Origin of the sequence: Deinococcus hopiensis KR-140, assembly GCF_900176165.1 — a bacterium.
Taxonomy (GTDB): Bacteria; Deinococcota; Deinococci; order Deinococcales; family Deinococcaceae; genus Deinococcus; species Deinococcus hopiensis.
The window spans coordinates 1,677,096-1,702,166 of the sequence record NZ_FWWU01000009.1 but is presented as its reverse complement, the minus strand read 5'-3'; the positions used below and the strand labels follow the sequence as shown (position 1 = coordinate 1,702,166).

The window sequence follows — 25,071 nt, the reverse complement described above, 5'->3', positions numbered from 1 at the left end:
CGCCCAGGGATTGCAGGACGTGGCAACGCGCCGAAGCGGGAAGGGCGGGAACGGTACGCCGTGCTGGCCTGCGAAAAACCTCTGCTTCCGACAGGCGCGCAAGGCGCCATAGACCTGGGGACGACGAGCTTCTGTACCGCCTCGGACGGCGAGTTCTGCGACAATCACTGGTTTTTCAGGCCAGCAGCAAGACGCTCCGACCCGCGCTGCGGTTCCTTTCCCGCAAGCCGAACAGATGCCGCAACCGTCGCCGGAAGGCCAAAGAGTTGGTGGTCAAGGTGTGCTCGGGGGCAGCGGCTGCAGTTGCGTCACGTAGAGGCGAAGAAGCTCGTCACGTCGCACGACCTTATCTGTCACAAACGCCTCAACGTGAAGGGTTTGGGCCAGGGCAACTTGAGCAAGCAGATTCACAACGAGGGTTGGGGGCAGTTCTTCTCAGCGGTGCCACCTCTGTGCGCACACCGAGAACGCGGACGTGAATGCAGCGAAAACTGTCTTCGCGCGGGACCTGCGCTTCGCGGCCCGATGTACTTCACTGGAAGATGCGTGCCGCGAGAAGCCCTGACCTGGGGGGTGGTTCACTTCCCCGTCCCCAGCAGCGTCATTCCAATCAGCGTTGGATTTGCGCCCTTGCCCTCGCTGATAAGGGTGACGCTCTGGATGGTCAGTTCCGGCCTGGGGTTGACCCATTCCAGAACCGGCACGTTTACGTCCAGCCCCGCGCCCGTCTGACCCGTCCAGCCGGGCGCGAGGACCAGGCTGGTGGAGGGCAGGTCCGTCCAGGCGCGGATGTGGCGGCCATACTCCAGGGGTTGCCGCACCACACTGCCGTCGCTGTAGCGAATCTCGTAGCGTCCCACGGGTTCGCGGTTGGTCGCGGCTGGCCAGCCCGTCGTGTGCAGGAAGGCGATGGCGTCAACCTTGCGGCCCAGTTCCAGCGTCACGCTGCCCGGCAGGTCCCTGGCCGCCGCCCGGTTGCCCTTCAGCATGACTGCCCCGCTGACATTAAAGCGGTAACCGCCCACCTGCATGTTTCCGGTGCCCAGACTCCGCAGGTCCGTCTCGGCCCCCTTGCCGATCCAGCCTTTCCCATCCTCGTCCTTCAGGGAACGGGTCACGAGGGGGGTGAGGTCCACGAGGCTCCCCGCCTGTTGCCGATAGGGCGTGGGGGCGTAAAGGTCGCGAAAGATGGACGCGGCGTTCGTCACAGCCGTGCCTGCCGGATTCCAGAAGCTCGCGCCGCCGCGCACCAGGGCCACGCTCTGGTCTGCCGTCCCGTCCCACACGCTGGGGTTGCCGAAGTAGCCGGGCCAGCGGGTCTGAATGCCGCCCACGGCTCCCGACTGGGCAGCAGCCCGCGCCATATTCTCTGGGTTGCCCGGGTCCTGCCACGCCGCTCCCAGGACCGGAAAGCCCAGGGCTTTGATGCGCGGGAGCATCGGGTAGTCCTGGCTGGCGATGTAGCTCCAGTAGGCCACCTGAATGTCTTTGGGGAGCCGCGCGGGCAGGCTGGAAATCACGCTGTCGCCAAAGGCCTCGTCGTGCCAGATCATCGTCGTGACGTTGCGCGCCTTCAGGAAGTCGTGGAGCTTGACGGTATCGTCTGCGAACAGCTTCTCGAAGCCCAGCGCCTTGCCGTTCTCGCGTGCCGGGAAGCGGTCGCGGTTTTGCACCTCATCGTGCCCGATGTGGAGCCGCGTAGGTTTGAAGAGGTCCACCGCCTCGGCCAGCACGGGAAAGATCACCCGTTCGTAGGTCTGGGGGTTGAGCGTGTCGTAGGCATACGGGTTTTGCGAGCCGGGGTCCTGCACCAGGTCACGGTTCTTGCCGCCGTAGAACATCCAGCCCACGTGGCCCAGCGTTTCGATCAGCGGAATGACTTCCAGCCCATGCGCCCGGGCCAGCGCCGCCACCCGCGCCGCCTCGGCCTTCGTCGCGCCGCCAGGATGGGCCCATCCGCCCGCCTTCGCCGCGTCCCACTGCACGTAGTCGCTCATCAGCAGGACCGAGTTGTACTTCATCTGCGCGAGCAGGGGAATCAGGCGGTCGTTGACGCCCTTGCTGTTTGCGTCGAGGTACAGCATCGCCACGCGCTCGGTCAGGGCGGGGGCGTCCTGAATGCGGGCGTAGCGCAGGCCGCCTGGCGTCAGCAGCTGCCTCAGGGTTTGCGCGCCGTGGTAGGCCCCGAGCGGGTCCGCACCGACGACATAGGCGCCCGCGGCGTCTATCCACAGGGCGTAGCCTCCGGGCTTGTCGGTGTCCAGGCCCGCTGCTTTTGCTTTGGCCGCCAGGGTCACGTCCGCCCGGGTGCCGATGGTGATGGTGGTTTTGCCGTCCTCCGGGAGGTCTGCGCCGAGGCGCGTTCTCCACTCGGCTTTCAGGTCACGCACGGCCCAGGCGAGTTCGGGCGCGGTGCCCACGGTTCTTACGGCCAGGCCGGTCAGGGGGAGGGTGCCTGCGGGGAACCCGGCCTTCTGGGGCTGGGGGGTGAGTTCGGTGCGGGGCAGGGCCGCGCGGGCATCCGGCACGGGGGTGACATTGAGCGGAGCGGCGAGGGCGGGGAAGAGGAGGAGGGCGGTGACGGTGAGGTGGAGTCGCACGGTGGCTCCTTGTTGAAGTTTGGTTCAGGGCGCGGCAGGGCACCTTGCTCCGGCTGCCCCCTGCTCCTGCCGGATGCAGGGGGCTGGGCAGGATCGTGGAGAGGAGGCTCAGCAGTTTCGCTCACCTGAAGGTGGGTTGCGTGTCCCAGCGGGGTGAAAGAGGCCCCTACGCTCCGCGTAGGGGCGGCCTTCCTGGGCTTTGGCCAGTGAAGAGGGAAGTCAGGGCTGTTTGTGACGCACGCCCCCCGTGAGACGCGTAGCGCTGCGCAGCAGAGAGGGTCTGCTGAAGGCGGGGTGAGGGGGCCACCGAGCAACTTGTACGGACTCCAGTTGAATCACTCCGCAAACGATTCAATCCAAGTAGAGCGAGAAGGAGAGGCAATGGGTTCCCGGTATGCAGTTGGCAAACCGGAAGACTGCCGGTTTGTTCACGAAACAGACGGAACCCGGATTGCTTCCCTGTCCCCCCTGCTGGGGCCTGACACGGCTGCGAAGCAGGGGATGGACCGGCCAAGCTGTGGAGTAGGGGGGCAACCGTAGCCATCCTTTTCCAGCCAGGAAAAAGAGATGTCCAGCCAGCGCGCCGGACATCCCCTGCTTCCCCCATTTACAGGCTGGCGTTCCAGGCCTTCACAATGTCGTCCAGGGCCTGCTTGGCGCTTTTTTGCCCGGCCATCGCGGCCTCCACGTTGTCCTTGAAGACCTTGTTCAGCTTGCTGGCGTCGGGGTAGACCAGCGTCAGGTCCTTGGCTTTCTTCAGCTCGGTGCTGCTGACCAGCTTGCCCTGATCCACAGCGTTTTGCCCACCCTGCTTGAAGAACTTGTCCGTGCTGGCCTTGACCGTGGACGGGAAGGTGGTCTTGGTGACGCGCGAGAACTGGAGCTGGTTGACGTCGTTGGTCAGGAACAGCGCGAGTTTTTGCGCCAGCGCCTTGTCGCGCACGCCCTTGGGCACCGTGAATCCCATTAGCGGCGTGTGGATGACGTTTCCGGCGATGTTGATCGGATACGGCGCGACTTTGGTGACGTCGTAGATCGCCTTGTTGTCGTTTTGCACGCGCAGGATGAACTGCGGTCCCGTGATCAGCATGCCCAGCTTGCCCGCCGAGAAGAGTTCGGTGGCCGCCGTGAAGCCCCGCCGCATGGTGTCTTCCGGGATGTAGCCCTTCTTGTACAGGTCCACGTAGGTCTGCAGCAGCTTGACGTGCTCGGCGCTGTTGAACACGGCCTTGTCGCCCTTGAGGATGGGCAATCCGGCCTCCTGAAACAGGTAGAGCATGTTGATCCCGCTGATGTTGGGCATAAAGCCGTACATCCCGGTCTTGTCCTTGATCTGCTTGGCAGCGGCGATCAGCGTCTGGATGGTTCGGGGCGGATTGTTCGGGTCCAGACCAGCCTTACGGAAGATCTCGGTGTTGTAGGCCACCACCTTGGGCGCCCAGTACCACGGCACGCCCATGACCTTGCCGTCGAAGGTAAAGGTATTTAGGGGCGAGGCGAAGTACAACTTTTTTTGAGCGGCGCTGAGGTCCAGCAGCTCCAGCGCCCCCTGCTCCACCAGCTTGACCGTCATGTCGCTGCTGAGGTTCACAGCGGCGGGGGGGCGGCCTGAGGCGACGGCGGCGAGCAGCTTTTGCTCCATGGCGGTGGCGGGCACGTCCACCCACTTCAGCTCGACGTTCGGGTTTTCCTTCTCGAACTGCGTCACGAGGCGGTTCATCTCGTCGTTGAACAGGGGCGCGAGGCTGATGGTCCAGAACTCCAACTGCGTCTTCTGGGCCGAGGCGGCTCCGAGGGTCAGCAGTGCGGCGGTCACGAGGCAGTGCTTGATAGGCGAGGTCTTCATGAGCGGGGTCTTCATGGCAACTCCTTGGGGACGGGTTGAGGTGTGCGCCGACTGTAGCGCCCTGTGGCCGTCCTTGGCTGAGAACTTGAGCACCCTTACAATCCGAAGCGGGCGTAAACGTCGTCCACGTGCCGCAGATACCAGCCCAGATCGAAGGCGGCGCTGAGTTCCGCTTCGCCCAGGGGGTTCTGTGCATCCGCCTTCAGCAGATCGCGCAGGCCTTCGCCCGTCTCCCAGCTTCGGAGGGCGTTGCGCTGCACGAGGTCGTAGGCGGCCTCACGGCTCAGGCCCTTTTCGTCGATCAGCGCGTGCAGCACGCGCTGGCTGAACACCAGGCCGCCGAGATCATTCAGATTCTTCAGCATCCGCTCGGGAAAGACCACCAGATCGCGCAGCACGCCCGTGAGGCGGCGCGTGGCGTAGCTGGCCGCCGAGGTGGCGTCGGGCAGGATCACGCGCTCGGCGCTGGAGTGGCTGATGTCGCGCTCGTGCCACAGGGCCACGTTTTCCAGACCGGTCACCAGAAAGCCGCGCAGCAGGCGGGCAAAGCCGGTCACGTTCTCGGTCAGGATGGGGTTTTTCTTGTGGGGCATCGAACTGCTGCCTGTCTGCCCCTTGCCGAAGGGCTCCATCGCCTCGCGGACCTCGGAACGTTGAAGGTGGCGAATCTCCACCGCGATGCGCTCCAGCGTGCTGCCCAGAATGGCGAGGGCCGATAAGACCTCGGCGTGCCGGTCCCGCGCAAGGGTCTGGTTGGTGACGGGCGCGGCCTGCCAGCCCCACGCCGCCGCGACCTCCTCCTCGATGCGCGGCGAGACGTGGGCGTAGGTGCCCACCGAGCCGGAAAGCATGACCACCCGGATGCGCTCCCGGGCGGCGTGCAGCCGCTCCAGATCGCGGTCCAGCGTTGCCATCCAGTTCAGGAACTTCAGGCCGAAGGTCATGGGCTCCGCGTGGATGCCGTGCGTGCGGCCTACTGTCGGCGTGTGTTTATGGGCCACCGCCTGGGTACGGCACACCCCGCGTAGGGCGCGCACGTCGGCCTGAATTAACCCCATCGCCTCGTCCAGCAGCAGATTCTGGGCCGTGTCCACCACATCCGTACTCGTGATCCCGTGGTGGATAAAGCGGGCCTCCTCGCCGTAGCGCTCGGTCAGCGCGCGGGTAAAGGCCACGATGTCGTGGCGGGTCACGGCCTCAATCTCGGCCACGCGGACAGCGAAGGCCTCGTCCAGTGGGTCAGCCTCCGAGCGCTGGGTCAGCACCTCGAAGGCCTCCCGGGGCACCTCGCCGTGCTTGGCCTGGGCCTCCATGGTGGCGAGCTCCACCCGCAGCCACGCGCGGTACTTGCTGGCCTCGCTCCACAGCGCCTTCATTTCCGGGGTCAGGTAACGGTCGATCACGGCGGGCAGCGTACCATCCGGAGCCCTTCGCCCAGCCGTCCCTGTTGTGACTTTTTCGGCAAACCCCTTTTCAGCGCGTCAGAACGAGGTCAGTGCCCGGTCAGGCGGACGCGGCAAGATGCGCAGCATCCCACCCAGCACAGGAGGTGCTCCCAGTGAAAGTATTTCCTTTCAAATCGACGGTTTCCATCCTTGTGGCCCTGACGCTCGGGATTGCAGGCGCGCAGACCACCGCTCCCCAGACCACCAACGTGACGCTGCCAGGTAAGGTCCCGGCTTCTGCGACCCACTTCTACGGCGACGCGCTGCAGACGCTGCTGAAGTCCGGCGGCAAGGTGGAACTGCTGAACTCAGCGGGCGCCGTGATCGGGACGCTCACCGCCGACGGCACGGTGTCGCTCGTGAACGGGGCTCCACTCTCGGACGCCAGGACTGTGCGCGTGACCCAGCCTACTGCCCAGGGGCAGACGGCGGCCCAGCCGACGAACTATACGCTCACCCGTGACCTTTCCAAGCCTGGCGCGATCAAGCTCCAGTGGACGCAGAACGGCCATACCGTCTCGCTGCCGCTGAGCGCCATCGCGAACCGGCAAGCGGGACAGCGCCCAGCCACGCCGACCTCGTCCACCACGGCGGCCCCCACCGCTAAAACACCCAGCACCGGGTCCCACGGCGCGGACGACAACGGTGGGGGACCCAAGCCGGAGAAGCCCGAGAAACCGGAGAAGCCCGAGAACCCCGGCAAGGGACAAGGCAAGGGCAAGTAACCCCAGGACTGGGGAAACCAGCAAGAGGGGAGAGGCCAACGCGGCTTCGCCCCTTTTTCTTGTGCGCCGCTCCGCCTGTTGCCGTCGGCTGTGCCCGGGCGCCAGCCCTAGGTCTGGACAGCTCCGTGTAGCGGACGCGCAACGGCCCCCGCTTCATCTGGGAGTTCCTCCGCGGAAAGCCGGCCTACCCGCACCACGCCGCCTATGGGGGCGCCTGTGCCGCTGCCTTCCTCACTCGGGCACCGGGCCCGGCGGAAGGCAACTGGCCGAGGCTTACGGCTACACCCTCGTGGTGCCCAGACAACACCGCGAGCGGCTGGCGGAGCGTTTGGAGGACGGACACCTCCATCTTCAACGGGTGGTGCACCGGGTGGCGCGGGCCCTGAATAGGGCGGCGCCCACCAAACGCGCCTGCGTCCTGCCGCTGCCCAGCAACGCGGGCAACAGCCACCTGCATGGGCACGCGGTGTCACTGCCCCCAGCGCGCCTTGCGGGGAGCAGCAGTTTCATTTCCGGATATCGGGTAAGGCTTCCGGTTGATCCATGATGCAGTCGCGGGCCAACTCAAGCGGAGCGAGCAGGAGAAACGGTGATGGAGAGGCGTGGAAGCACCGGAACGGAAGGGAAGGAACGGATGATCCGCAAACCGTATGAGAACGGCGCGCTGGAGCTGTCAGAGGCGGATGTGACCGGTCTGACAGCGCGCCTGGGGCAGAGGTTGGGGGAGCATGACCCCTCGCACTGCATCCAAGGACGCCGCCTGTCCCCTCTGCAAGGTGGTGCGCGGCGGCCGCCGGGCGCGGACCGCGTCCGCGCCCACCGTGCTGCGAAACGAACCGGTGACCGCTTTCGTCCCGGCGGGAGGCGGCCGAACACTCCGGAGCATGTGTTGATCGTCCCGAACCTGCATTTCGAGAAACTGTATGGGCAACCTACAGCCTCCGCGGCGGCCATCCATGACGCGGCGCATTAAATTGCCTTGGCCCTCAAGGCAGCTTACGGCTGCCCCGGCACCTCCACCCGGCAGCGCCACGGGCCGGGCGGAGGGCAAGATGAGAGGGACCACCACCTTCCTGCCTTTCACCGGTGGATGGGCTGTTTGCGCTGACTGCCCAGCGCCGAACCACGGCGCTGGAGAAGCTGCGGACGGCGTCACGGTGGCGCTGAACGCTCCCGCTTCCCGTGCTACCTTCGCCCCACGATGCCCGCCCTGCCCCTCCTTCTCCCCCTCCTGCTGACGGGCGGCGCGGGGCGTCCCGCCGACTTGCCCCCCGAACTTGCCGCTGCTCAACGCTGGCGCCTTCAGTCCCGCGCCGTGGACGGACGGGTGGAGGAATGGACGCTCCGCTTAAAGGCTTCCGTGGGGAAGGCTGGCCCTTCGGCTGTCCGCTGGGAGGCCACGCTGGAAGGGCTTTCGCTGCCCAACGCATCTGAGGTGTGGCTGGAGCGCGGGACGGACCTACGGGGCCGCCCGGTCCTTACCGCGTTCGTGCAATCGTTTGACGGCCGCAGTCAACCGGACCTGCGGGTGTGCAGCGTGGTGCTCGGTCCCGGAAAGGCCGCTCCTCCGGCTTCCTGGAAAGGCGTCTACGGCCTTGGCCTTTCCGGTCAGCGGCAGCTCAACGCCTACCTCGCCGCAGGGCCGCGCGGAGACCTGTTGGGAACGTGTCGACTGACGTGGCTCGGTCCCTAACTCCGCCCCCGCACGCCTACCCACAGCACCTTCGCGCCTGGGACCTTCAGCGCGTCCTGGGGCAGGTACAGGTTGAAGAGGGCGTCGAAGGGCACCACGTCCGGTAAGCCCATGGCCCGTTGCAGGGCATTCTGATACGTCGAGCAGTCCATTCCCCCGTCCCGGTCAAGCAGGCCCGCCACCCGGTAGGGGGTGCCCTCCAGGCGCTTGGCCTCGGCCCGGAGCGGGGGCAGCTGCTCCTCGCGTACGCCCACGTCGAGCACGATCACCACGTCCCTCGCCTCCAGTCGCCCTTCACGCACGGTACTGACGCCGCCGCCCGAGATGCCGCCCACGAAAATGCCAGGCGCTTCGGTCAGCCACCCCGGCGCGAGCTTGCGTGAGACGTGGCTGCACAGGCCCCAGGGGCGGGTCACGTTCCAGCGGGCCCCGCAGGCCAGGATCAGGCTGCCCGCTGGGGCGCGGGCCACCGCGTCTTTGACGCTCAGCAGGTGCCCAGCAGGAACGCGGGCATCGGTCAGGAGTTGCGCCGGATTCACCTGCAAGTCCGCCGGGCCTTCGCGGAAATGCACCTCGCTGACCCCGCCGGGCACACAGGCGGTGAGGGTCAGGGCGAGCAGCAGGGGCGGGAAAGCGTGGCGAAACATCTCGCCTCCATTCTCTTGCACGGGGCTAGACTCGGCGCATGACCGATCTTCAGGAGGCGCTAAGGGTCGCGGTGCACGCCGCGCAGGCTGCCGGGACCATTCACCTCGCGCATCTGGGCCGGGCGCTGAATATCCGCAGCAAGAGCAGCTTCAACGACCTCGTGACCGAGGTGGACGCCCTCGCCGAGGCTGCCATACGGGGGGTCATCGCCGCCACCTATCCGGACCACAGCGTGCTGGGCGAGGAGGAGGGGCTGGGTGGGGGAGCAGGTGTGGGAGCGGCCTGCTGGATTGTGGATCCCCTCGACGGCACCGTGAATTACGCCCACGGCTACCCCGTCTTCTGCGCCTCGGTCGGGCTGGAACTGGACGGTGAGCGTGTCGTCGGCGCGGTGTTCGATCCCAGCCGGGGGGAGCTCTTCACAGCCACGCGGGGCGGCGGGGCTTTTTTGAATGGTGAAGCTATCGGGGTCAGCGCCACGCCCACGCTGACCACGCCCGCCCTCGTCGCCACTGGCTTTCCTTACGGAACGGGTGGCGAGCGCAACTTTGCCCTCGTGGAGCGGCTGCTGCGCCTCGGCGTGCCCATCCGCCGTCCCGGGGCCGCCGCGCTGGACCTGTGCAACGTGGCCTGCGGGCGCATGGACGCGTTCTGGGAACTGGGACTGAAGCCATGGGACAGCGCGGCGGGGAGCCTGATCGTGGAGGAGGCGGGCGGACAGGTCACGGACGCGGCGGGCAGGCCGGACGTCTACGGCGAGATGATCGTCGCCACGAATGGCCCCCTGCACCCCGAACTGCTCGCGCTGCTCAGGCGGGAGGAACCCTGCCCATGATGGCGAACCTGCTCGTGCTGCTGCTGGTCCTGCTCAACCTGGGCGGACTGGTCTCGGTCACGTTCCAGTTCGGTCAGGGCCATTGGGGGCCGGGCCTGGGCTCGCTGGCCCTCATGATCCTGCTGGACCTGCTGGGCTTTTGGATTCTGCGCGAGCTGCGCGAGAATGGTTGACCGGTCAATGCCCGTCTGACCGCTCAGCGGTCAGACGGTTTGACTCCCGTCAGGCAGCGCTTCCAGCAACGCCCGCGGGTCATCCAGCACGTACGCATGCTGCTCCACGCGCGCGTCGCCCCCACAGCGGAGGAGCACACTCGGAACGCCTGCCTTGCGGGCCGCTTCCGCATCAAAGGGCGTGTCGCCCACCATCAGCGCCTGTTCGGCCGACACGCCCAGTTTGTTCAGTCCCACCTGAATGAGGTCCGGGTCCGGCTTGGAGTGGTCCACCTCACTGCTGCTCACGCGGTCCAGCTTCAAGTGCGCCACGCCTACCCGCGCGAGCAGTCCCTCAACGATTTCGGCCTCGCCGCTCGTGGCGATGGCCACGCGCAGGTCACGGGCGAGCAGTCCCTCGATCATCTCCCGCGCGCCCCGGGTGGGCTGCAGCTTGGGAATCATGGGCTGGAAGTGCTTTAGCCAGGCGTCTTTCATGCGCTTTGCGCGTTCACCCTCGGGGTCTTCGCCCGTCAGTTCGGGGACGAGCTTGTCGCCACCCATGCCGATCAGGGGACGGACGTCTTCAAACGTCCGCGCGAAGCCCTCATCGCGCAGGGCCTGTACCCAGGCGCGGGCGTGGGCACCGTTGGAGTCAATCAGCGTGCCGTCCACATCCAGCAGCACACCGCGCAGGTGGGAGGGACTCAGAAGGTCTTTCAGGCTCATCCCGTCACGCTAGCGGCTACGCCCGTTTCCTCCGCGCTGCTGGCCTTGAACGCGCCTTTAGCTGTCGCCCCGCAGCGTGTTCCAGGCCTCACACTGCACCCATGACGCGCAGGAACAGAGGCCAGCAAAGCGCTTCGGCGGCGATGACGTCCACCCCGCCCCTGGCGGTCCCCGTGGTGGTGACGGGGGCGGCGCGGGGCATCGGGCGGGCCATCGCCGAGCTGTACGTGGAGCGCGGGCACACTGTGCTCAGCGTGGACCTCAACTCTCCACCACCTCTGGCCGGACAGCCGCGTGTGAAGGCAGATATCGGCACGGCAGCGGGGCGCGAGCGCATCTTGCGGGCGGCCCGCGAACTCGGGCGCGTAAGCGTACTGATCCACAATGCCGCCTACCAGGGAGCCCACGGCAGCGTGCTGGAGGTCAGCGAGCGGGGCTGGAGCCGCACCCTGACCGTCAACCTCACGGCCCCGATGCTGCTCACCCGGGCGCTGGTGGACCTGATGCCCCACGGCAGCGCCGTGGTGAACGTCGCCTCGGTGCAGGGCCTCTTTGCCGAGCAGGGCAACGCCGCCTACAACGCCAGCAAGGGCGGGCTGGTCAATCTGACCCGTTCCATGGCCCTGGACCTCGCGCCGCGGGGCATCCGCGTCAACGCTGTTGCGCCCGGAGCCATCGCCACCGAGGGGGTGCTGGAGGCCATCGGTGGGAGCCCGGACCCTGAGGCCACCCGCCGCGACTACGAGGACCTTCATGCGCTGCGCCGCCTGGGCGAGCCGCGCGAGGTCGCCCAGACCGTCTATTTCCTGGGCAGCGCCGAGGCCAGCTTTCTCACGGGCACCATCATACCGGTGGACGGCGGCATGACCGCGAGCTTCATGATGGCGGGGCGACCAGTGTAGGGAGAGCGGCCAGCCAGCAGCGCAAAAGAGGGAAGGAGAGCCCTGCGGCGTGGTCTGCGTCCCCCTTCTTTTCTTGACAGCCGACGGCCGGAAGTTTCTGCTCCCCCATGCGCGAACCGTACTTCGGGGAAATACAGGAGAGTGTGCATTTGCTGTCTGGCGCAGGATTTAGAGCATTTGTCAAAAAGATGGCTTCCTTTTGATCGAACAGAACGAGCTTGAATGCGCATGGGGGAGAATGGATCTGTGAGGGGTGCCCTTCCTCGCATGCCCAGCGCAATTCAGACAAATGCTCTATGGACCCATACGATGTCGAAACCACGGTGTGCGGTGACCCAGAGAAGGGAAGGAGCAGCGGCCCTTCGGTCTGGCGGAGGAATGGGGGACGGCGCCAATCGTGAAGCCCAGATCCAGGGGTTCAACCCAGCACCATTTGCCCCTGAGAGATCAGACCGACAAAGCTCGGTCACATCCAGGACGGCTTTTGCGTGACATGTGAATCTGCCCCGAAGTCCAGCTAAAGGCTTCTCTCCCGCCGCCAGCTCAGCAGCGCGAGGATCAGCGTAAATGCGGTCATGCTCAGCACCGGAATGGTGATGACCGTGTTCAGTCGAGCGAGGCCGTCCACGCCGCTGCCCCAGATCGGCCAGGGAATGCCGCAGGAACTGGCAGGATCGGTGCTGCAGGCGCGCAGGGTCGGGACCACGCCCCAGGTCTCCAGGTTCTGGTACAGGGCCACCAGCCAGCCGATAGCCGCGAGGGGCAGCGCGTAGCGCCGCACGTTCAGGTCACTGCGTAGCGCCGCCACGCCCAGAACCACAGCGAGCGGGTACATCATGGTGCGCTGATACCAGCACAGGATGCAGGGCTTGAACAGACGTACCTCACTGAAATACAGGCTGCCGATGGTGGCAGCGAGGGCCACCACCCAGGCCAGATAGAGGCGGTTGTCGCGGGTCAAGGGAGGAGCCTCACTGCTGGGCCGAGGTGCTGGCAGCGTCGATGGCCTGACCCACCGTGTCCGCATCGTAGGTGGGCAGCAGCTTGCCGTTCACGTAGATGGCGGGAGTGCCGGGAACAGCCGCCTTGTTGCCCTGCTGCTCATCGGCGTCCACAGCCGCCGCGGTGGCGTCTCCATCCAGGCAGGTGGCGAACTTGGCGGTGTCCAGGCCCTCGACGTTGCCAGCCAGGTCCTTGAGCCGGGTCTTGTCGGCCCAGACCTGCTCTTCGGACCCCTGGGCCCGGAACAGGACCTGCTTCATGCGTTCGTACACGTCGTTGCCGCCCTGCCGGTAGGCACACTCGGCGGCCTGAGCGGCAAGCTTGCTGTCGTCCACCGGAAGCTGCGCTTTTTCCGCCAAGAAGGGGTAGTTCAGCGAGACGAACTTCGCCTTGCCCGTGTCGATGTACTTCGACTTCAGGGTTGGCAGGAACTCTTCCTCGAAGCGCTTGCAGTTGGGGCACTTGAAGTCCTCGAACACCACCACGGTCACCGGTGCGCCCTTGGTGCCCAGGACGGGTTTGCCGGTCAGATCGAAGTTGATGGTCTTGCCGGCATTCGCGTCCGCCCCGTTCCCCTTTTGCCGCACCGCGAAGAGGGCGAGGGCAATCAGCACGGCGGCGATGAGGGTCCCGATCACCAGCACGCTGCGGTTCTGGTTGCTTCCCTGTAGTCTGGTCACGCCACAGAGTGTACCGCCCGCTTCCGGGAAGGTGCGGGCGGCGAATAAGAGGGGGCGGTTGGAGCCTTTGTCTGAATTCCGCTAGGCGTTGAAGGGCACCCCTCACGGCGCCATTCTCCCCGTGGGCATTCAAGTTCGCTCTCCGGGCTCGGTCAACAAGAAGTCTTCTTTTTGACAAACGCTCTAGCGTCGGCGGCCCAGTTTACGGGGTGGAGCGGAGGGTGCCTTTGTCAGGGAGACCTGGGGCGAGGGCGCCACTCCCGGTGTGACGGAGGTGTCCACCGCCGGCCCCTCCACCTCGTTCTCCTCGTCCAGAAACACGGTGTTTGTAACGGTGGTCGTCTGCGTCACGCGTTTGCGGGCGCTGTAGCGCAGGAGAACGCCGACCAGCTGGCGCACGAAGCTGAAGGCCAACCCCGCCACCATCGCCAGCAGGGCCGCGCGCTGGAAGGTGGATTTGGCCGGCAGGGTAAGTTCTGGGTCGAGCTTGGTGCCGAAGCGGGCGATGGCGAGCAGCGGCAGGGCGTACACCGCCCCCGCGAAGGGCAGCACGAATAGGCCGCCCGAGTGCTTGACGAGCAGCAGCGCCAGCAGGGCTCCGCCCACCAGCGGAAGCGCCACGGTCCACTGGTCTGGTGCGCCAGGCGGCGAGAAGAAGGGCAGGCCCCCCAGCAGCGCGCCGATGTACCCGAACCACCCGCCAAACTCGTCGGCCAGGATGGTCAGGCCCACCCAGATCAGCAGCAGCACCGCCCAGTGTGCCGGGGTCCACAGCAGGTACGCCAGCACCCCAAGGGTGACCCAACCGCCCAGCAGCCGCAGGGCCGTCATGGCCGGGGAAAGCTGCCCCTCTTCCCGGCGCCGGGTCCGCCGCACCCGCGTGGTCGTGGTGGTCCCCATCACGCTCACGCGCCCACCGCTTTCTTCGCGCGCGCCTTCCTGGCAGGGGCGGCCTCCACGAGTGCGGGTTCAGCGCCTATCGTTGTGGGCGTCCCTACCGCGACGATGCCCGGTACCCGGCGCAAATACTCACCCGTGTGACTCCCCTGGTGCGCGGCCAGTTGCTCCGGTGTGCCCGTCGCCACGACTGTGCCGCCCCGCACCCCGCCTTCCGGTCCCAGGTCGATGATGTGGTCCGCACACTTGATCACATCGAGATTATGTTCGATGACCACCAGCGTGTTGCCGCCCTCGGCCAGCCGGTTGAGCACCTCCATCAGCTTGCGCACGTCCTCGAAGTGCAGGCCTGTGGTGGGCTCGTCGAGGATATAGATCGTCTTGCCCGTCGCGCGCTTCGACAGCTCCGACGCCAGCTTGATGCGCTGCGCCTCACCGCCCGAGAGGGTGGTCGACGGCTGCCCAATTTTCATGTAGCCCAGGCCCACGTCGCACAGCAGAGACATCTTCTTCTCGATGGCAGGGATGTTCTGGAAAAACTCGAAGGCGTCTTCCACCGTCAGGTCCAGAACCTCGGAGATGGTCTTGCCGTTGTACTTGACCTCCAGCGTCTCGCGGTTGTACCGGGCCCCCTTGCAGACCTCGCAGGGCACGTAGATGTCGGGCAAGAAGTTCATCTCGATCTTCATTACGCCGTCGCCCTTGCAGTGTTCGCAGCGCCCGCCCTTCACGTTGAAGGAAAAGCGCCCGGCCTGGTAGCCGCGCCTACGCGCCTCGGGGGTGCGGGTAAACAGGTCGCGAATCTCGGTAAACACGCCCGTGTACGTCGCCGGGTTGCTGCGCGGCGTGCGCCCGATGGGGCTCTGGTCGATCTCGATCACCTTGTCGAGGTGCTCCATGCCCTCGATGCGGTCGTACCTGCCCGGGTGCGTCTTCGCGCCGTTGAGTTCCCGCGCGAGGGTGGCGTGCAGGATGTCGTGGATCAGGGTGGACTTGCCCGAGCCGCTCGGCCCCGTCACGACCGTCATGGTCGCCAGCGGAATCTCGATGCTCACGTCCCGCAGGTTGTGTTCCTTCGCCCCGATCACCCGCAGCTTGCGCCCATTTCCGCGCCGGCGCACCTGGGGCACTTCGATCTTCAGCTCGCCGCGCAGGTACTTGCCAGTCAGGCTGTGCTTGCTCGCCTTGACCTCCTCCGGCGTGCCCACCGCCACGATCTCGCCGCCGTGGACACCCGCGCCGGGCCCCATGTCCACGAGGTAGTCGGCCTCCATCATGGTGTCCTCGTCGTGCTCCACGACAATCAGGGTGTTGCCCAGGTCGCGCAAGTTCTTGAGGGTACCGATCAGGCGGCCGTTGTCCTTGGGGTGCAGGCCGATAGAGGGCTCGTCCAGCACGTACATCACGCCCGTCAGGCCTGAGCCCACCTGCGTGGCGAGCCGGATGCGCTGCGCCTCACCGCCCGATAAAGTGTTCGCCGTGCGGTCCAGGCTGAGGTAGTCCAGGCCCACGTCCACCAGGAACTTGAGGCGGGTGCGAATCGCCTTGAGGATGGGCAGGGCCACCGCCGCGCCGAATTCGTTCAGGACGTATTCGTAGCGGCGAGGAGGGTGGGCCTTGGCCGTGCCGCCGAGGTGACCCTCCAAATGGGGCGCGATGCGCTCGTGGTCCAGCGAGCCTTCCTGCAGGAAGCGGAAGAAGGCGTCCGATTCCAGCACGCTCATGCCGCTCGCCTGCGAGATGTTGAGGCCACCCACGCGCACCGCCAGAATCTCGGGTTTGTAGCGGGTGCCGCCGCAGGTGGGGCAGGGACGCAGCTCCATCAGCTCTTCGAGCTTCTCGCGCATGAACTCCGACTCGGTGTCCGCGTAGCGCCGCTCCAGGTTGACGAGCACGCCCTCGAACTCGGTCATGAAGCGCATGGTTTCCTTGCCACCCCGGCGGTACACCACCTCAAAAGGCTCGCCCGGTCCGTGCAGGATGGCCCTCTTTGCCTCTTCCGGCAGGTCCCGCCAGGGAGCCTTGAGGTCAAAGCCCATCGACTCGGACAGCGCCTTAAGCTTGTCCCAGTAGTACACGCCGCCGCCCGTGCCCTTCTTGCTCCAGGGCAGAATCGCGCCGCCGGAGATGGACAGGTTCTCGTCGATCACCAGTTCCGGTGCGAACTCCTGCTTGTGGCCCAGCCCTGCGCAGTCGCCGCACGCGCCGTAGGGAGAATTGAAGGAAAAGGACCGCGGTTCGAGCTCCTCTAGCACAGAGCCGTGTTCAGGGCAGGCAAATTTCTCCGAGTACAGCTCCTCCGCGCCCGTATCCGGCATCAGCACCCGCAGCAGGCCCTCGCCCCGGCGCAGACCGAGCTCTACGCTCTCCGCGATGCGGCTGCGGTCCGATTCGCGCAGGGTGAGGCGGTCGACCACCACGTCCACGTCGTGCTTTTCGAACTTTTCGAGCTTGAGCTTCTCGGCCTCTTCCAGTTCGTACAGGGTGCCGTCCACCCGAACGCGCGCGAAGCCCTCACGGCGCAGGTCGCCCAGCAGCTTGCGGTACTCGCCCTTGCGCCCGCGCACCACGGGGGCGAGCAGGATCGCTCGGGCATCGGTGAACTGCCCGAGCAGGCGGTCTGTGATCTCGCTGGGCGACTGCTTCTCGATCTTCCGTCCGCAGACCGGGCAGTACGGCGTGCCCACGCGGGCGTACAGCAGACGCAGGTAGTCGTGAATCTCGGTAACGGTGCCCACGGTAGAACGCGGGTTGTGGCTGGTGGTCTTCTGGTCGATGGAGATGGCAGGCGACAGACCCTCGATGGCCTCCACGTCCGGTTTTTCCATCAGCCCCAGGAACTGCCGGGCGTAGGCGCTCAGCGACTCGACATAGCGGCGCTGGCCCTCGGCATAGATGGTGTCGAAGGCCAGCGTGCTCTTGCCACTGCCCGACACGCCCGTGATTACCACGAACTTGTCGCGCGGCAATTCCACCGTCACGTTCTTGAGGTTGTGTTCCTTTGCGCCGCGCACCACGAGGTTCTGGTTTTGCAACTTGGATACTCCTTGAAAAGCGGCGTGGGGAGAGCAAAGCGCCGCGAGAAGGGTTCTGCTGCTTGCGTAAGGACGCCTTGTCCCTTCGCTCTGAAACAGGCCATTCTAACACCCCGGCGCAGGTGGGTGCAGCCGGGAACAGGAGAGGCGCGGACCGGCCGCCGGCACGGGCGTCAATCCTCACCGCCCGTGCCCTGCGCTGCGTCAGCCTCGCTCTCGTTCAGTGGCCCGCGCATCGCCCGGGTCAGCAGCAATCCCGCCACAACCCCGATCACCGGACCCAGCAGGTGCGGCCACGCCTCCGTCAGCTTTCCGGACACCAGCGCGGGGCCGAAGACTTTGGCGGGGTTCATCGCCACCCCCGAGACGGGGTTTGAGACGAAATGGCCCAGGGCCACCGTCAGCCCCACGGCGAGGCCCGCCGTAGAGCTGAGCTTGGCGTTGCGGTGGGCCGTGGCGAGAACGACGGCGAGCAGCACGGCGGTGCAGCCAGCGTCCAGCAGCCCCGCGCCCACGGGTGACACCCGCTCAGTGGCGGGGGGCAGGTGCCCGAACGTCACGCTCAGCAGCGCCGCCGTGACGGACCCGGCGAACTGCGCCGCCCAGTACGGCCCCACCAGCCGCCAGGGAAAGGCCCCCCGCAGCGCAAACGCGAGCGTGACCACCGGATTGATGTGGGCTCCCGATACGTCGCCCAGCGTGTAGATCATGGCAATGACCACCAAGGCGGGGGCGAGCGTGAAGGCGGTGACCTCGGGCAGCAGGCCCTGATGGGCGAGCAGCAAGGCCGCGGCGCTCACGGAGGTCAGCAGAAACGTTCCGAAAACTTCGGCAATCAGCGCCTGTCGGACGCGCCGGGCAGGCCAGGGCGCGTCTTGGTCCGCGCTTGACTTCGGCGTCCTTGGGGGAGCCTTCCCCACTGGGGGACGTCCCTTGGGGTCTTCCAGGCCATTCATGTGACACAGGCATGATACTTCGCGGCTTCCCCAGGCCACCGGTTCCTCAAAGCTCGGCCAACGGCTGAAAACCGTCTGGCAGGCAGCGCAGGAAAAACGAAAAGGAGGCGGCCGTAGGGGCCGCCTCCTCGGGAACGGAGAAATTACTTGGTGGGCACCTTGACCTTGCCGGCGACGATCTGGGCCTTGGCGGCCTCGACCTTCAGCACCTGAGAAGCGGGGATCAGCGCCTTGTTGTACTGATCGACGGCGTAGCCCACGCCACCTTCCTTCAGGCCAAACTCGCGCGTGCCGCCCTTGAAGGTGTTGTTCTTCACGTCAACGATTAGGGCGTACACCGCGTTGTCCACGCGCTTGAGCATGGAGGTCAGCGCGTGGTTAAGGGTCGCGGGGTTCTTGTCGAAGTCGCCCAGGTAGTTCTGGTTGCTGTCCACGCCGATGAAGAACATGGGACGGCTGTCGCCCGCACAGGCTTTGGCGTAGGAAGCGCTCTTGGCCACCTTGGCAAAGTTGTTGGTCGTGAACTTGACGCCGTTGGGCAGGTTCGCCGCCTTGAGGCACTGGGTCTGCTTGATGTAATCGATCACGCCGCTGCCGGAGGCGCCCGCCGCCGCGAAGATGATGTCCGCACCCTTGGCGCGCATGCTGCCCGCGATTTCCTTGGCCTTGCCGGGGTTGTTCCAGGCGTCAGGGGTGGTGCCCACATACTGGGCGATGACGCGCGCCTTGGGGTTGGCGGCCTTCACGCCCGCCGTGTAGCCGGCCTCGAACTTGTGGATCAGCGGAATGTCCATGCCGCCCACAAAGCCCACCACGCCCGTCGACGAATTCAGGCCCGCCAGGTAGCCCACCAGGTAGCTGCCCTCCTGCTCCTTGAACACCAGGCTCGCCACGTTCTTGGCCTTGCTCTCGGAGTCCACCAAGCCGAAGTACAGGTCCGGATTTTCCTTGGCAACCTGGGAGATGCTGGCTTCGTTGGCAAAGCCGATGCCCACCGTCAGGTCAAAGCCCTCGCCCGCAAAGGAACGGATGCCCTGAATCACCTGGCTGGGATCGCTCGGTTCAAAGTCCTTGGTCTGAACCGCCAGCTTCTGCTTGGCGCGCTGCGAGCCCTCATAGGCGCTCTGGTTGAAGCTTCGGTCGAATTTGCCGCCTGCGTCAAACACCATGCCCACGCGAACAGCGCCCTGGGCCGAGGCCAGGGAGGCGGTCGCCACAGCGGTGGCAAGGGCAATCGTTAGGAATTTCTTCATGTGTTCCTCCGGTGGAGATGGGGTTGTGTTCTTGAGTTGGGGGGGAAAACCCAGCAACAGAGTATACGGAAAATGCCAGGTGTCTAGACTCAGATCAATCTTACCTTCGGGGGAAGGTGGGGGGGGCTCCAGAGCACGCATGTGGGGCCTGTTGATCCTGGCTTGATCCTTCCTGGGCGTACTTTCAATTTTCAATTCCGGTCTCACCTGAATACCACCGGGTGGTACGCTGCCTGCGTGAGTCCGTCTGCTCCCGATGCCCCCACCGGCAAAGTCCACCAGGCCGACCATCAGGCCCTACGCGCGGAGGTCGAGCGGCACAACCGTGCCTACTACGAGCAGGACGCGCCTGAGATCCCCGACGACGAATATGACCGCCTGGCCCGCCGGTTGCGGGAGATCGAGGCGGCCCATCCCGAATGGGTGGGTGAGCAGAGCCCCGTACAGGGGGTGGGCGGAGCTCCAAGTTCCGCCTTCGTGCAGGTGCAGCACCCCACGCCCATGACCAGCCTCGACAATGTTTTTTCCGACGAGGAACTCGCCGATTGGCAGGAAAAGTTGAGCCGGTCCCTCAACCTCGGTCCGGCCTACGACGGCTTTACCTACACCGGCGAACTGAAGATTGACGGCCTGAGCGTGAACCTGTACTACGTGGACGGCCGGCTCCAGTGGGCCGCGACCCGGGGCAATGGGCAGGTGGGCGAGATGGTCACGGAGCAGGTCTTCACCATTCCTGGCCTTCCCCGCGAGTTGCCGGGCCTGAAGGGTGAACTGGAGGTGCGCGGCGAGGTCTACCTCAGTCGGGCGGATTTCGCCGCCTTTAACGCCCGTGCCGAGGAACTGGGCACACCGCTGCTCAAAAATCCGCGCAACGGGGCTGCCGGGGCGCTGCGTCAGAAAGACCCGGAGGTCACGCGCACCCGCAACCTGAAGGTGATCTTTTACGCGTTGGGGAAGCGCGATGGAGTCCCTGTCAAGACGCAGGGCGACGTCCTCGCCTGGCTCGCCGAGCACGGCTTTCCCACCAGCCGGTACTCGGAGAAGCTGACCGGGCTGGCGGCGGCTCAGGAGTACCACCGGCGCATGACGGAGCAGCGCTCAGCGTTTGAGTTTGACGCGGACGGTACGGTTCTCAAGCTGGACCTGCTCGCCCTCCAGGCCGAGGCCGGATTCACCAGCCGCGCGCCCCGCTGGGCCACCGCCGACAAGTTCCCGGTGGAGGAAGTCGAGACGGTGTTGGAAAGCGTCACGGTGAACGTGGGCCGCACCGGCAAGCTTGCACCGCTCGCGCACCTCTCGCCCCGACTGATCGAGGGCAGCACGGTGAGCAAGGCGACGCTGCACAACGAGGACCACATCCGCGGTATGGACCTGCGGGTGGGGGACACCGTGGTGGTCCGCAAGTCGGGCGGCGTGATTCCCCAGATCATGCGGGTGGTGCTCGACAAGCGTCCGGCGGACGCGGTACCCTTTGATTTTCCCACCCACTGCCCCGAATGCGGGCACGAGGCGGTGCGCGCGGAGGGCGACGCAAACACCTATTGCCCCAACCCCGCCTGCCCCGCCCAGCAGTTCGAGCGGCTCCGCTACTTCGTCTCACGTGGGGCGATGGACGCGCGTGGCATCGGCGAAAAGCTGATCGAGCAACTGATCGCCACCGGGCGCGTGCGCGACGCGGCGGACCTCTATGGGCTGGACGCGGGACAACTCGCAGACCTGGAGCGCAGCGGTGACAAGAAGGCGGCGAACGTGCTGGCGCAACTGGAGGCGAGCAAGACCCGGCCCCTGTGGCGGCTGATCAACGCGCTCGGCATGAACCATGTGGGCGAACGCGGCGCGCAGGCCCTGGCTGCAGCCTTTGGTACGCTGGACGCCCTGCTCGCCGCTACGCCCGAACAGATCGGGGCCGTGCCCGGCATGGGCGGCACGATCGCAAGGGGGGTCACGGCGGCCCTCGCCGACCCCGCCATGCGTGACCTCCTGCGCCGCCTGCGTGAGGCGGGTCTCAACCCGGTGGAGGAGGCGGCTCCCCGAGGAGACGCCCTCGCGGGGCTGAATTTCGTGCTGACCGGGGCCCTCTCGCGTCCCCGTGAGACGATCAAGGCTGAACTTGAGGCCGCTGGAGCGCGCGTGACGGGCAGCGTGACGAAAAAGACGAGCTACCTCGTGGCTGGAGAGGAAGCGGGCAGCAAGCTGGAGCGCGCCCAGGAGCTGAAGATTCCAGTGGTGGACGAGGTGGGGCTCTCGGCGCTGCTGGCCGAGCGGGGCGTGGGCGGCGGGGCGTAGGGCGGGAGTTTTCCCGGTCTGGCCCCCTACCTCCCCGCCCGCTACACTGTCCCACACAAAAGGGCCGCCCGCCAGGCGGCCTCACTGGAGGCGAGCAGACATGGATGTGGAGATCAGCAAGAGTGTCCTGACGGACATTGCGGCGACGACGCTGGAAGGCATCGAAGGCATCGAACTGGCCCAGGCCCCCATGAAGGTCGGGGAGGTGCTGCGCCAGCAGGGCGGCCCCCGCCGTACGCGGGCGCTGAAGGTGACGCGCGAGGGCCAGACCGTCAGCATCGACGTGGGCCTGAATGTGGAGTACGGGCGCAACCTGACCGGGCTCGCGACGCAGGCGCAGCGCGCCGTGTGCGAGAACGTGGAACTGATGACCGGCCTGAAAGTCAGGGCCGTGAACGTTACCGTGCTGGGCGTGACCCTGCCCGCGGGGCACGCTTGACCCGGCGCAGAGAGAAGGCCCAGCAGCCGGTGGGCACCCGCCGCGCCGCCCGTGAGTTCGCCTTCCGCGTGCTGTTCGAGTCCGAGCGCGGGGCACTGCCCATCGGTGCGGTCTTTACCCGGACCGAGGGGGCCATGCGCGAGGGAGACGAGACGCTGCCCCTGCTCAACGCTGAGGCGCTTACCTTTGCCCGGCAACTTGTGGACGGTTTGACCGCACACCGGGGAGACGTGGACGCCACCTTGCGCCGCACCATCCGCGGCTGGGACTTCGAGCAGATGGCCCAGACGGACCTGAACGTGCTGCGCCTGGCGACGTATGAGATGATCTACACCCCTGAGCCCCACCCTCCGGTGATCGAGAGTGCCGTGCGGATCGCCCGCAAGTTTGGCGGCGAGGATTCTGGACGCTTCGTCAACGGCGTGCTGGGCGGCTTGAGCCGAAGCCTGAACACGGTCCCGAAGGCCGCCGGACGGGATGAGGACGGCCGCAGCGAGTGAGGGGTTCCGCCCGAATCCTGGCGGGTGTGCCCGTCGCTGACGCCGTGCTGCGCGAAGCGGCAGTTCGCGCTTCCCGCCTGCCTGCCCCGCCCCACCTCGTGATGGTGCGGCTGGGCGAGGACCCTGCCAGCGTTAGCTACGTGCGCGGCAAGGACCGCAAGGCGCGCGAGGTGGGCCTGACGAGTACCGTCTACGCGCTGCCCGAGGAGACCTCCCAGGCCGAGTTGCTGGACCTGATCGCCCGCCTCAACGCCGACGAGGGGGTGAACGGCATTCTGGTGCAGCTGCCCCTTCCGCCCCATGTGAGCGAGCAGGCCGTCTTGCACGCCGTCGATCCGCACAAGGATGTGGACGGCTTTCACCCGCTGAACGTGGGCGAACTCTGGGCCGGACGCCCTTCTCTGCGCCCCTGCACGCCCGCCGGAATCCTGGCCCTGCTGGCGCATTACGGCCTCCCGGTGGCCGGGCAGCGCGCGGTGATCGTGGGGCGCAGCCACATCGTCGGGCGTCCGCTCGCCGCGCTGCTGCTGAACGCCGACGCCACCGTTACCCTGGCGCACAGCCGCACACCGAACCTGACGGCCGTGACCCGTGAGGCCGATCTGCTGTGCGTGGCGGTGGGCCGTCCCCACCTTGTCACGCCGGAGATGGTGCGCTCCGGAGCCACTGTCATCGACGTGGGCATCAACCGGGTGAAGCCGGAGCTCAGCGGCAAGGCCTACCTGACGGGCGACGTTCACCCCGACGTGCAGGATGTGGCGGGGGCCATGACCCCGGTGCCCGGCGGCGTCGGCCCGCTGACCATCGCGCAACTGCTGGTCAATACCGTGCATGCCGCTGAGATGCAGGCGGCGGGCACGGTCAGGCGCTAAACTCCCTCAAGCGTGAATACCCCCCTCGCCGATCTTCTCGGGAACCGCTGGTTGTGGACCGCCCTGCTCGCCTCAACGACGGCCCAGGTGGTCAAGGTCTTGCTGATCCTCCTGATCGAGCGCCGCTGGCGGCCCGAGGCCTTTATGGAAACGGGCGGCATGCCCAGCAGTCACAGCGCGATGGTCACGGCCCTGGCAACAGGCGTGGCGATCACGCAGGGCCTCGGCAGTCCGCTGTTTGCCGCAGCCGCCGTCTTCGCCCTGATCGTGATGTACGACGCCACCGGCGTGCGGCACTCCAGCGGCCAGCAGGCCAGACTCCTCAATGACCTGGTTGAGGAGTTGCGGGCCGTGGTCCGCGAAGGCTTCGCGCCGCTGCCGCTGCGGGTGCTGCTCGGCCACACCTACCTGGAGGTGCTGGTGGGCACCCTGCTGGGCATCGGCACTGCGTTCGTGATTTTCCGCCTGCCCTGAATCCTGACGCCTCGGGGCGCCAAGTACACCGTAGTTGATCTTGAGATCAACCGAGCGGCGTGAGAAGCGGCAAAAGTGCAGCCCACCGGGAGTGGAGACTTTTCGGTGCCCTCCTGAAAAGTCGCAACGTGAGGTGCGGTGTACTTAGCCGGTCGCCGCTACGGAGGTCCGGCCGGGCACGTTCATTCCCCGCGCCGCGCCGTCGAGCAGCACCCGCAGCCGCTCACGGGTAAAGGGGCGCTTGCCTTCCAGCAGCCCCGCTGTTCCCGCGTGCAGGTGCCAGTGCTTGCTGCCGCCCATCAGCCGCAGCGAGACGCCCTTCAGGTCGACGTGCCGGGGACTGACCGCCGCCACAAGCAGGGGCTGGCCGCCCGACGTCAGCGCCACGCTCATCACCGCCGTGGGCAGGTCGTAGGGCCGCTCCATGCGGTAGATGTAATCGGGAAAGTCGGCCACCTTCTCGAAGCCCAGCCTGCGCTCCCCGGCCTCGGCCTCCAGCCAGCCGAGCAGCGCGACCCACTGCGTGTACAGCAGTCCATCCTGTGCGTGTGCCATGTCCGCCGTAGTGTAACGGCTTCGCGGGTCGGCGGAGGGTCAACGGGGCAAACCGCCGGACTGCCGGGAGGCTTCGCCGCACAGAGGGGATATGTTTTGGCTCCCTCCCCTCGTGGAACCGGCAAAGCTGCGAAGCAGGGGGGGGCTGCAGAGGGCAAAGGAGACCACCGGGGCAGCCGATTGCCCTTTACAAAAAAGAAGCGGACGCCTCCGCCGCGCCCGCTCCCCCCGCAGCTTGCCTCCGCTTACCAGCGGCTGTTCCGTTGACTGCCCTGATCGCTTACCGGGGTGGACGCGGCGTGCGTGACCACAACGTTCTTGGCCTGGGGGCCCTTGTTGCCCTGCCCGACCTCGACCTCGAATTCCACATCGTCGCCCTCGTTCAGCTTGCGGAAGCCGCCGCTCTGGATGGCGCTATAATGCACAAACACGTCGGGGTTTCCGGGATGCTCGATAAAGCCGTAGCCCTTCTCCACATTGAACCACTTCACACGACCTTGAGCCATAACTCTCCTTGCATCTCGCACACTCCGAAGACCCAGTGCCC

Annotated in this window: 25 protein-coding genes; 12 read left to right on the top strand and 13 right to left on the bottom strand. The window is 66.4% G+C overall.

The genetic code is table 11. The features are described 5' to 3' along the window. Positions 1–578: 578 nt before the first annotated feature. The 3 genes from B9A95_RS21820 to purB form a co-directional block, all read right to left on the bottom strand. On the bottom strand, positions 579–2,600 hold the full coding sequence (locus B9A95_RS21820; protein ID WP_084049198.1) for a beta-N-acetylhexosaminidase: 2,022 nt from the start codon (positions 2,598–2,600) through the stop codon (positions 579–581). A gap of 607 nt (positions 2,601–3,207) precedes the next feature. Then, the gene (locus tag B9A95_RS21815; protein ID WP_245808431.1) at positions 3,208–4,461 is read right to left on the bottom strand and encodes an ABC transporter substrate-binding protein; all 1,254 of its coding nucleotides are present in this window, start codon (positions 4,459–4,461) and stop codon (positions 3,208–3,210) included. Between the two features lie 80 nt (positions 4,462–4,541). Then, entirely contained in the window at positions 4,542–5,849 is a 1,308-nt protein-coding gene (gene purB, locus B9A95_RS21810; RefSeq protein ID WP_084049197.1) for an adenylosuccinate lyase, read from the bottom strand. Between the two features lie 155 nt (positions 5,850–6,004). Here purB and B9A95_RS21805 point away from each other — a divergent pair, with 155 nt between their 5' ends. From B9A95_RS21805 to B9A95_RS21795, 4 genes are all read left to right on the top strand, one after another. Beyond that, the gene (locus tag B9A95_RS21805; protein ID WP_084049196.1) at positions 6,005–6,616 is read left to right on the top strand and encodes a hypothetical protein; all 612 of its coding nucleotides are present in this window, start codon (positions 6,005–6,007) and stop codon (positions 6,614–6,616) included. 292 nt (positions 6,617–6,908) lie between these two features. Beyond that, a complete protein-coding gene (locus B9A95_RS32585) occupies positions 6,909–7,163 on the top strand; it encodes a hypothetical protein (RefSeq protein WP_139806922.1) in 255 nt (84 codons plus the stop codon). A gap of 45 nt (positions 7,164–7,208) precedes the next feature. Next, positions 7,209–7,589, top strand: a complete 381-nt coding sequence (locus B9A95_RS21800; protein WP_084049195.1) for a hypothetical protein — start codon at positions 7,209–7,211, stop codon at positions 7,587–7,589. A 228-nt stretch (positions 7,590–7,817) separates the two neighbouring features. Next, a complete protein-coding gene (locus B9A95_RS21795; RefSeq protein ID WP_084049194.1) occupies positions 7,818–8,309 on the top strand; it encodes a hypothetical protein in 492 nt (163 codons plus the stop codon). On the opposite strand, the gene B9A95_RS21790 is transcribed toward B9A95_RS21795, so the two are convergent. Continuing rightward, the gene (locus B9A95_RS21790; protein WP_084049193.1) at positions 8,306–8,956 is read right to left on the bottom strand and encodes a hypothetical protein; all 651 of its coding nucleotides are present in this window, start codon (positions 8,954–8,956) and stop codon (positions 8,306–8,308) included. The genes B9A95_RS21795 and B9A95_RS21790 overlap by 4 nt on opposite strands. A 38-nt stretch (positions 8,957–8,994) precedes the next feature. Here B9A95_RS21790 and B9A95_RS21785 point away from each other — a divergent pair, with 38 nt between their 5' ends. Further along, the gene (locus tag B9A95_RS21785; RefSeq protein ID WP_084049192.1) at positions 8,995–9,792 is read left to right on the top strand and encodes an inositol monophosphatase family protein; all 798 of its coding nucleotides are present in this window, start codon (positions 8,995–8,997) and stop codon (positions 9,790–9,792) included. Next, complete coding sequence (locus B9A95_RS34040) at positions 9,789–9,965, top strand: hypothetical protein (RefSeq protein WP_170928740.1); 177 nt, start codon at positions 9,789–9,791, stop codon at positions 9,963–9,965. The genes B9A95_RS21785 and B9A95_RS34040 overlap by 4 nt, the downstream gene beginning before the upstream one ends. Before the next feature lie 30 nt (positions 9,966–9,995). Here B9A95_RS34040 and B9A95_RS21780 read toward each other — a convergent pair whose 3' ends face one another. Then, the gene (locus B9A95_RS21780; RefSeq protein ID WP_084049191.1) at positions 9,996–10,673 is read right to left on the bottom strand and encodes an HAD family hydrolase; all 678 of its coding nucleotides are present in this window, start codon (positions 10,671–10,673) and stop codon (positions 9,996–9,998) included. Positions 10,674–10,816: 143 nt separating this feature from the next. Here B9A95_RS21780 and B9A95_RS21775 point away from each other — a divergent pair, with 143 nt between their 5' ends. Further along, the gene (locus B9A95_RS21775; RefSeq protein ID WP_084049190.1) at positions 10,817–11,575 is read left to right on the top strand and encodes an SDR family NAD(P)-dependent oxidoreductase; all 759 of its coding nucleotides are present in this window, start codon (positions 10,817–10,819) and stop codon (positions 11,573–11,575) included. 517 nt (positions 11,576–12,092) lie between these two features. Here B9A95_RS21775 and B9A95_RS21770 read toward each other — a convergent pair. The 6 genes from B9A95_RS21770 to B9A95_RS21745 all read right to left on the bottom strand — a co-directional run bounded on the left by B9A95_RS21770 (position 12,093) and on the right by B9A95_RS21745 (position 19,398). After that, positions 12,093–12,536 (bottom strand): disulfide bond formation protein B, encoded by a 444-nt coding sequence (locus B9A95_RS21770; protein ID WP_084049189.1) that lies wholly within the window; start codon positions 12,534–12,536, stop codon positions 12,093–12,095. 10 nt (positions 12,537–12,546) lie between these two features. Further along, positions 12,547–13,257, bottom strand: a complete 711-nt coding sequence (locus B9A95_RS21765; protein ID WP_084049188.1) for a DsbA family protein — start codon at positions 13,255–13,257, stop codon at positions 12,547–12,549. 183 nt (positions 13,258–13,440) lie between these two features. Beyond that, a complete protein-coding gene (locus B9A95_RS21760) occupies positions 13,441–14,157 on the bottom strand; it encodes a hypothetical protein (protein ID WP_245808546.1) in 717 nt (238 codons plus the stop codon). A gap of 5 nt (positions 14,158–14,162) precedes the next feature. After that, on the bottom strand, positions 14,163–17,189 hold the full coding sequence (gene uvrA, locus B9A95_RS21755) for an excinuclease ABC subunit UvrA (RefSeq protein WP_084049187.1): 3,027 nt from the start codon (positions 17,187–17,189) through the stop codon (positions 14,163–14,165). 173 nt (positions 17,190–17,362) lie between these two features. Further along, positions 17,363–18,145, bottom strand: a complete 783-nt coding sequence (locus B9A95_RS21750) for an MIP/aquaporin family protein (RefSeq protein ID WP_084049186.1) — start codon at positions 18,143–18,145, stop codon at positions 17,363–17,365. Positions 18,146–18,288: 143 nt separating this feature from the next. Continuing rightward, positions 18,289–19,398 carry a BMP family lipoprotein gene (locus B9A95_RS21745; RefSeq protein WP_084049185.1) on the bottom strand — a complete coding sequence of 370 codons (1,110 nt, stop codon included), beginning with the start codon at positions 19,396–19,398 and terminating at the stop codon, positions 18,289–18,291. Between the two features lie 237 nt (positions 19,399–19,635). Here B9A95_RS21745 and ligA point away from each other — a divergent pair, with 237 nt between their 5' ends. The 5 genes from ligA to B9A95_RS21720 all read left to right on the top strand — a co-directional run bounded on the left by ligA (position 19,636) and on the right by B9A95_RS21720 (position 23,969). Next, complete coding sequence (ligA, locus tag B9A95_RS21740) at positions 19,636–21,684, top strand: NAD-dependent DNA ligase LigA (protein WP_084050894.1); 2,049 nt, start codon at positions 19,636–19,638, stop codon at positions 21,682–21,684. Positions 21,685–21,784: 100 nt separating this feature from the next. After that, a complete protein-coding gene (locus tag B9A95_RS21735; protein ID WP_084049184.1) occupies positions 21,785–22,123 on the top strand; it encodes an Asp23/Gls24 family envelope stress response protein in 339 nt (112 codons plus the stop codon). Further along, entirely contained in the window at positions 22,120–22,623 is a 504-nt protein-coding gene (gene nusB, locus B9A95_RS21730) for a transcription antitermination factor NusB (protein ID WP_084049183.1), read from the top strand. The genes B9A95_RS21735 and nusB overlap by 4 nt, the downstream gene beginning before the upstream one ends. After that, a complete protein-coding gene (locus tag B9A95_RS21725; RefSeq protein WP_084049182.1) occupies positions 22,620–23,495 on the top strand; it encodes a bifunctional 5,10-methylenetetrahydrofolate dehydrogenase/5,10-methenyltetrahydrofolate cyclohydrolase in 876 nt (291 codons plus the stop codon). The genes nusB and B9A95_RS21725 overlap by 4 nt, the downstream gene beginning before the upstream one ends. Positions 23,496–23,507: 12 nt before the next feature. Then, complete coding sequence (locus tag B9A95_RS21720; RefSeq protein ID WP_084049181.1) at positions 23,508–23,969, top strand: divergent PAP2 family protein; 462 nt, start codon at positions 23,508–23,510, stop codon at positions 23,967–23,969. A 144-nt stretch (positions 23,970–24,113) separates the two neighbouring features. Here the strand turns inward: B9A95_RS21720 and B9A95_RS21715 are convergent, their stop codons facing one another. Together B9A95_RS21715 and B9A95_RS21710 are read right to left on the bottom strand one after the other, a co-directional pair. Next, the gene (locus B9A95_RS21715; RefSeq protein ID WP_084049180.1) at positions 24,114–24,524 is read right to left on the bottom strand and encodes an NADH-quinone oxidoreductase subunit 15; all 411 of its coding nucleotides are present in this window, start codon (positions 24,522–24,524) and stop codon (positions 24,114–24,116) included. A gap of 245 nt (positions 24,525–24,769) precedes the next feature. Beyond that, complete coding sequence (locus B9A95_RS21710; RefSeq protein WP_084049179.1) at positions 24,770–25,030, bottom strand: cold-shock protein; 261 nt, start codon at positions 25,028–25,030, stop codon at positions 24,770–24,772. Positions 25,031–25,071 lie beyond the last annotated feature (41 nt).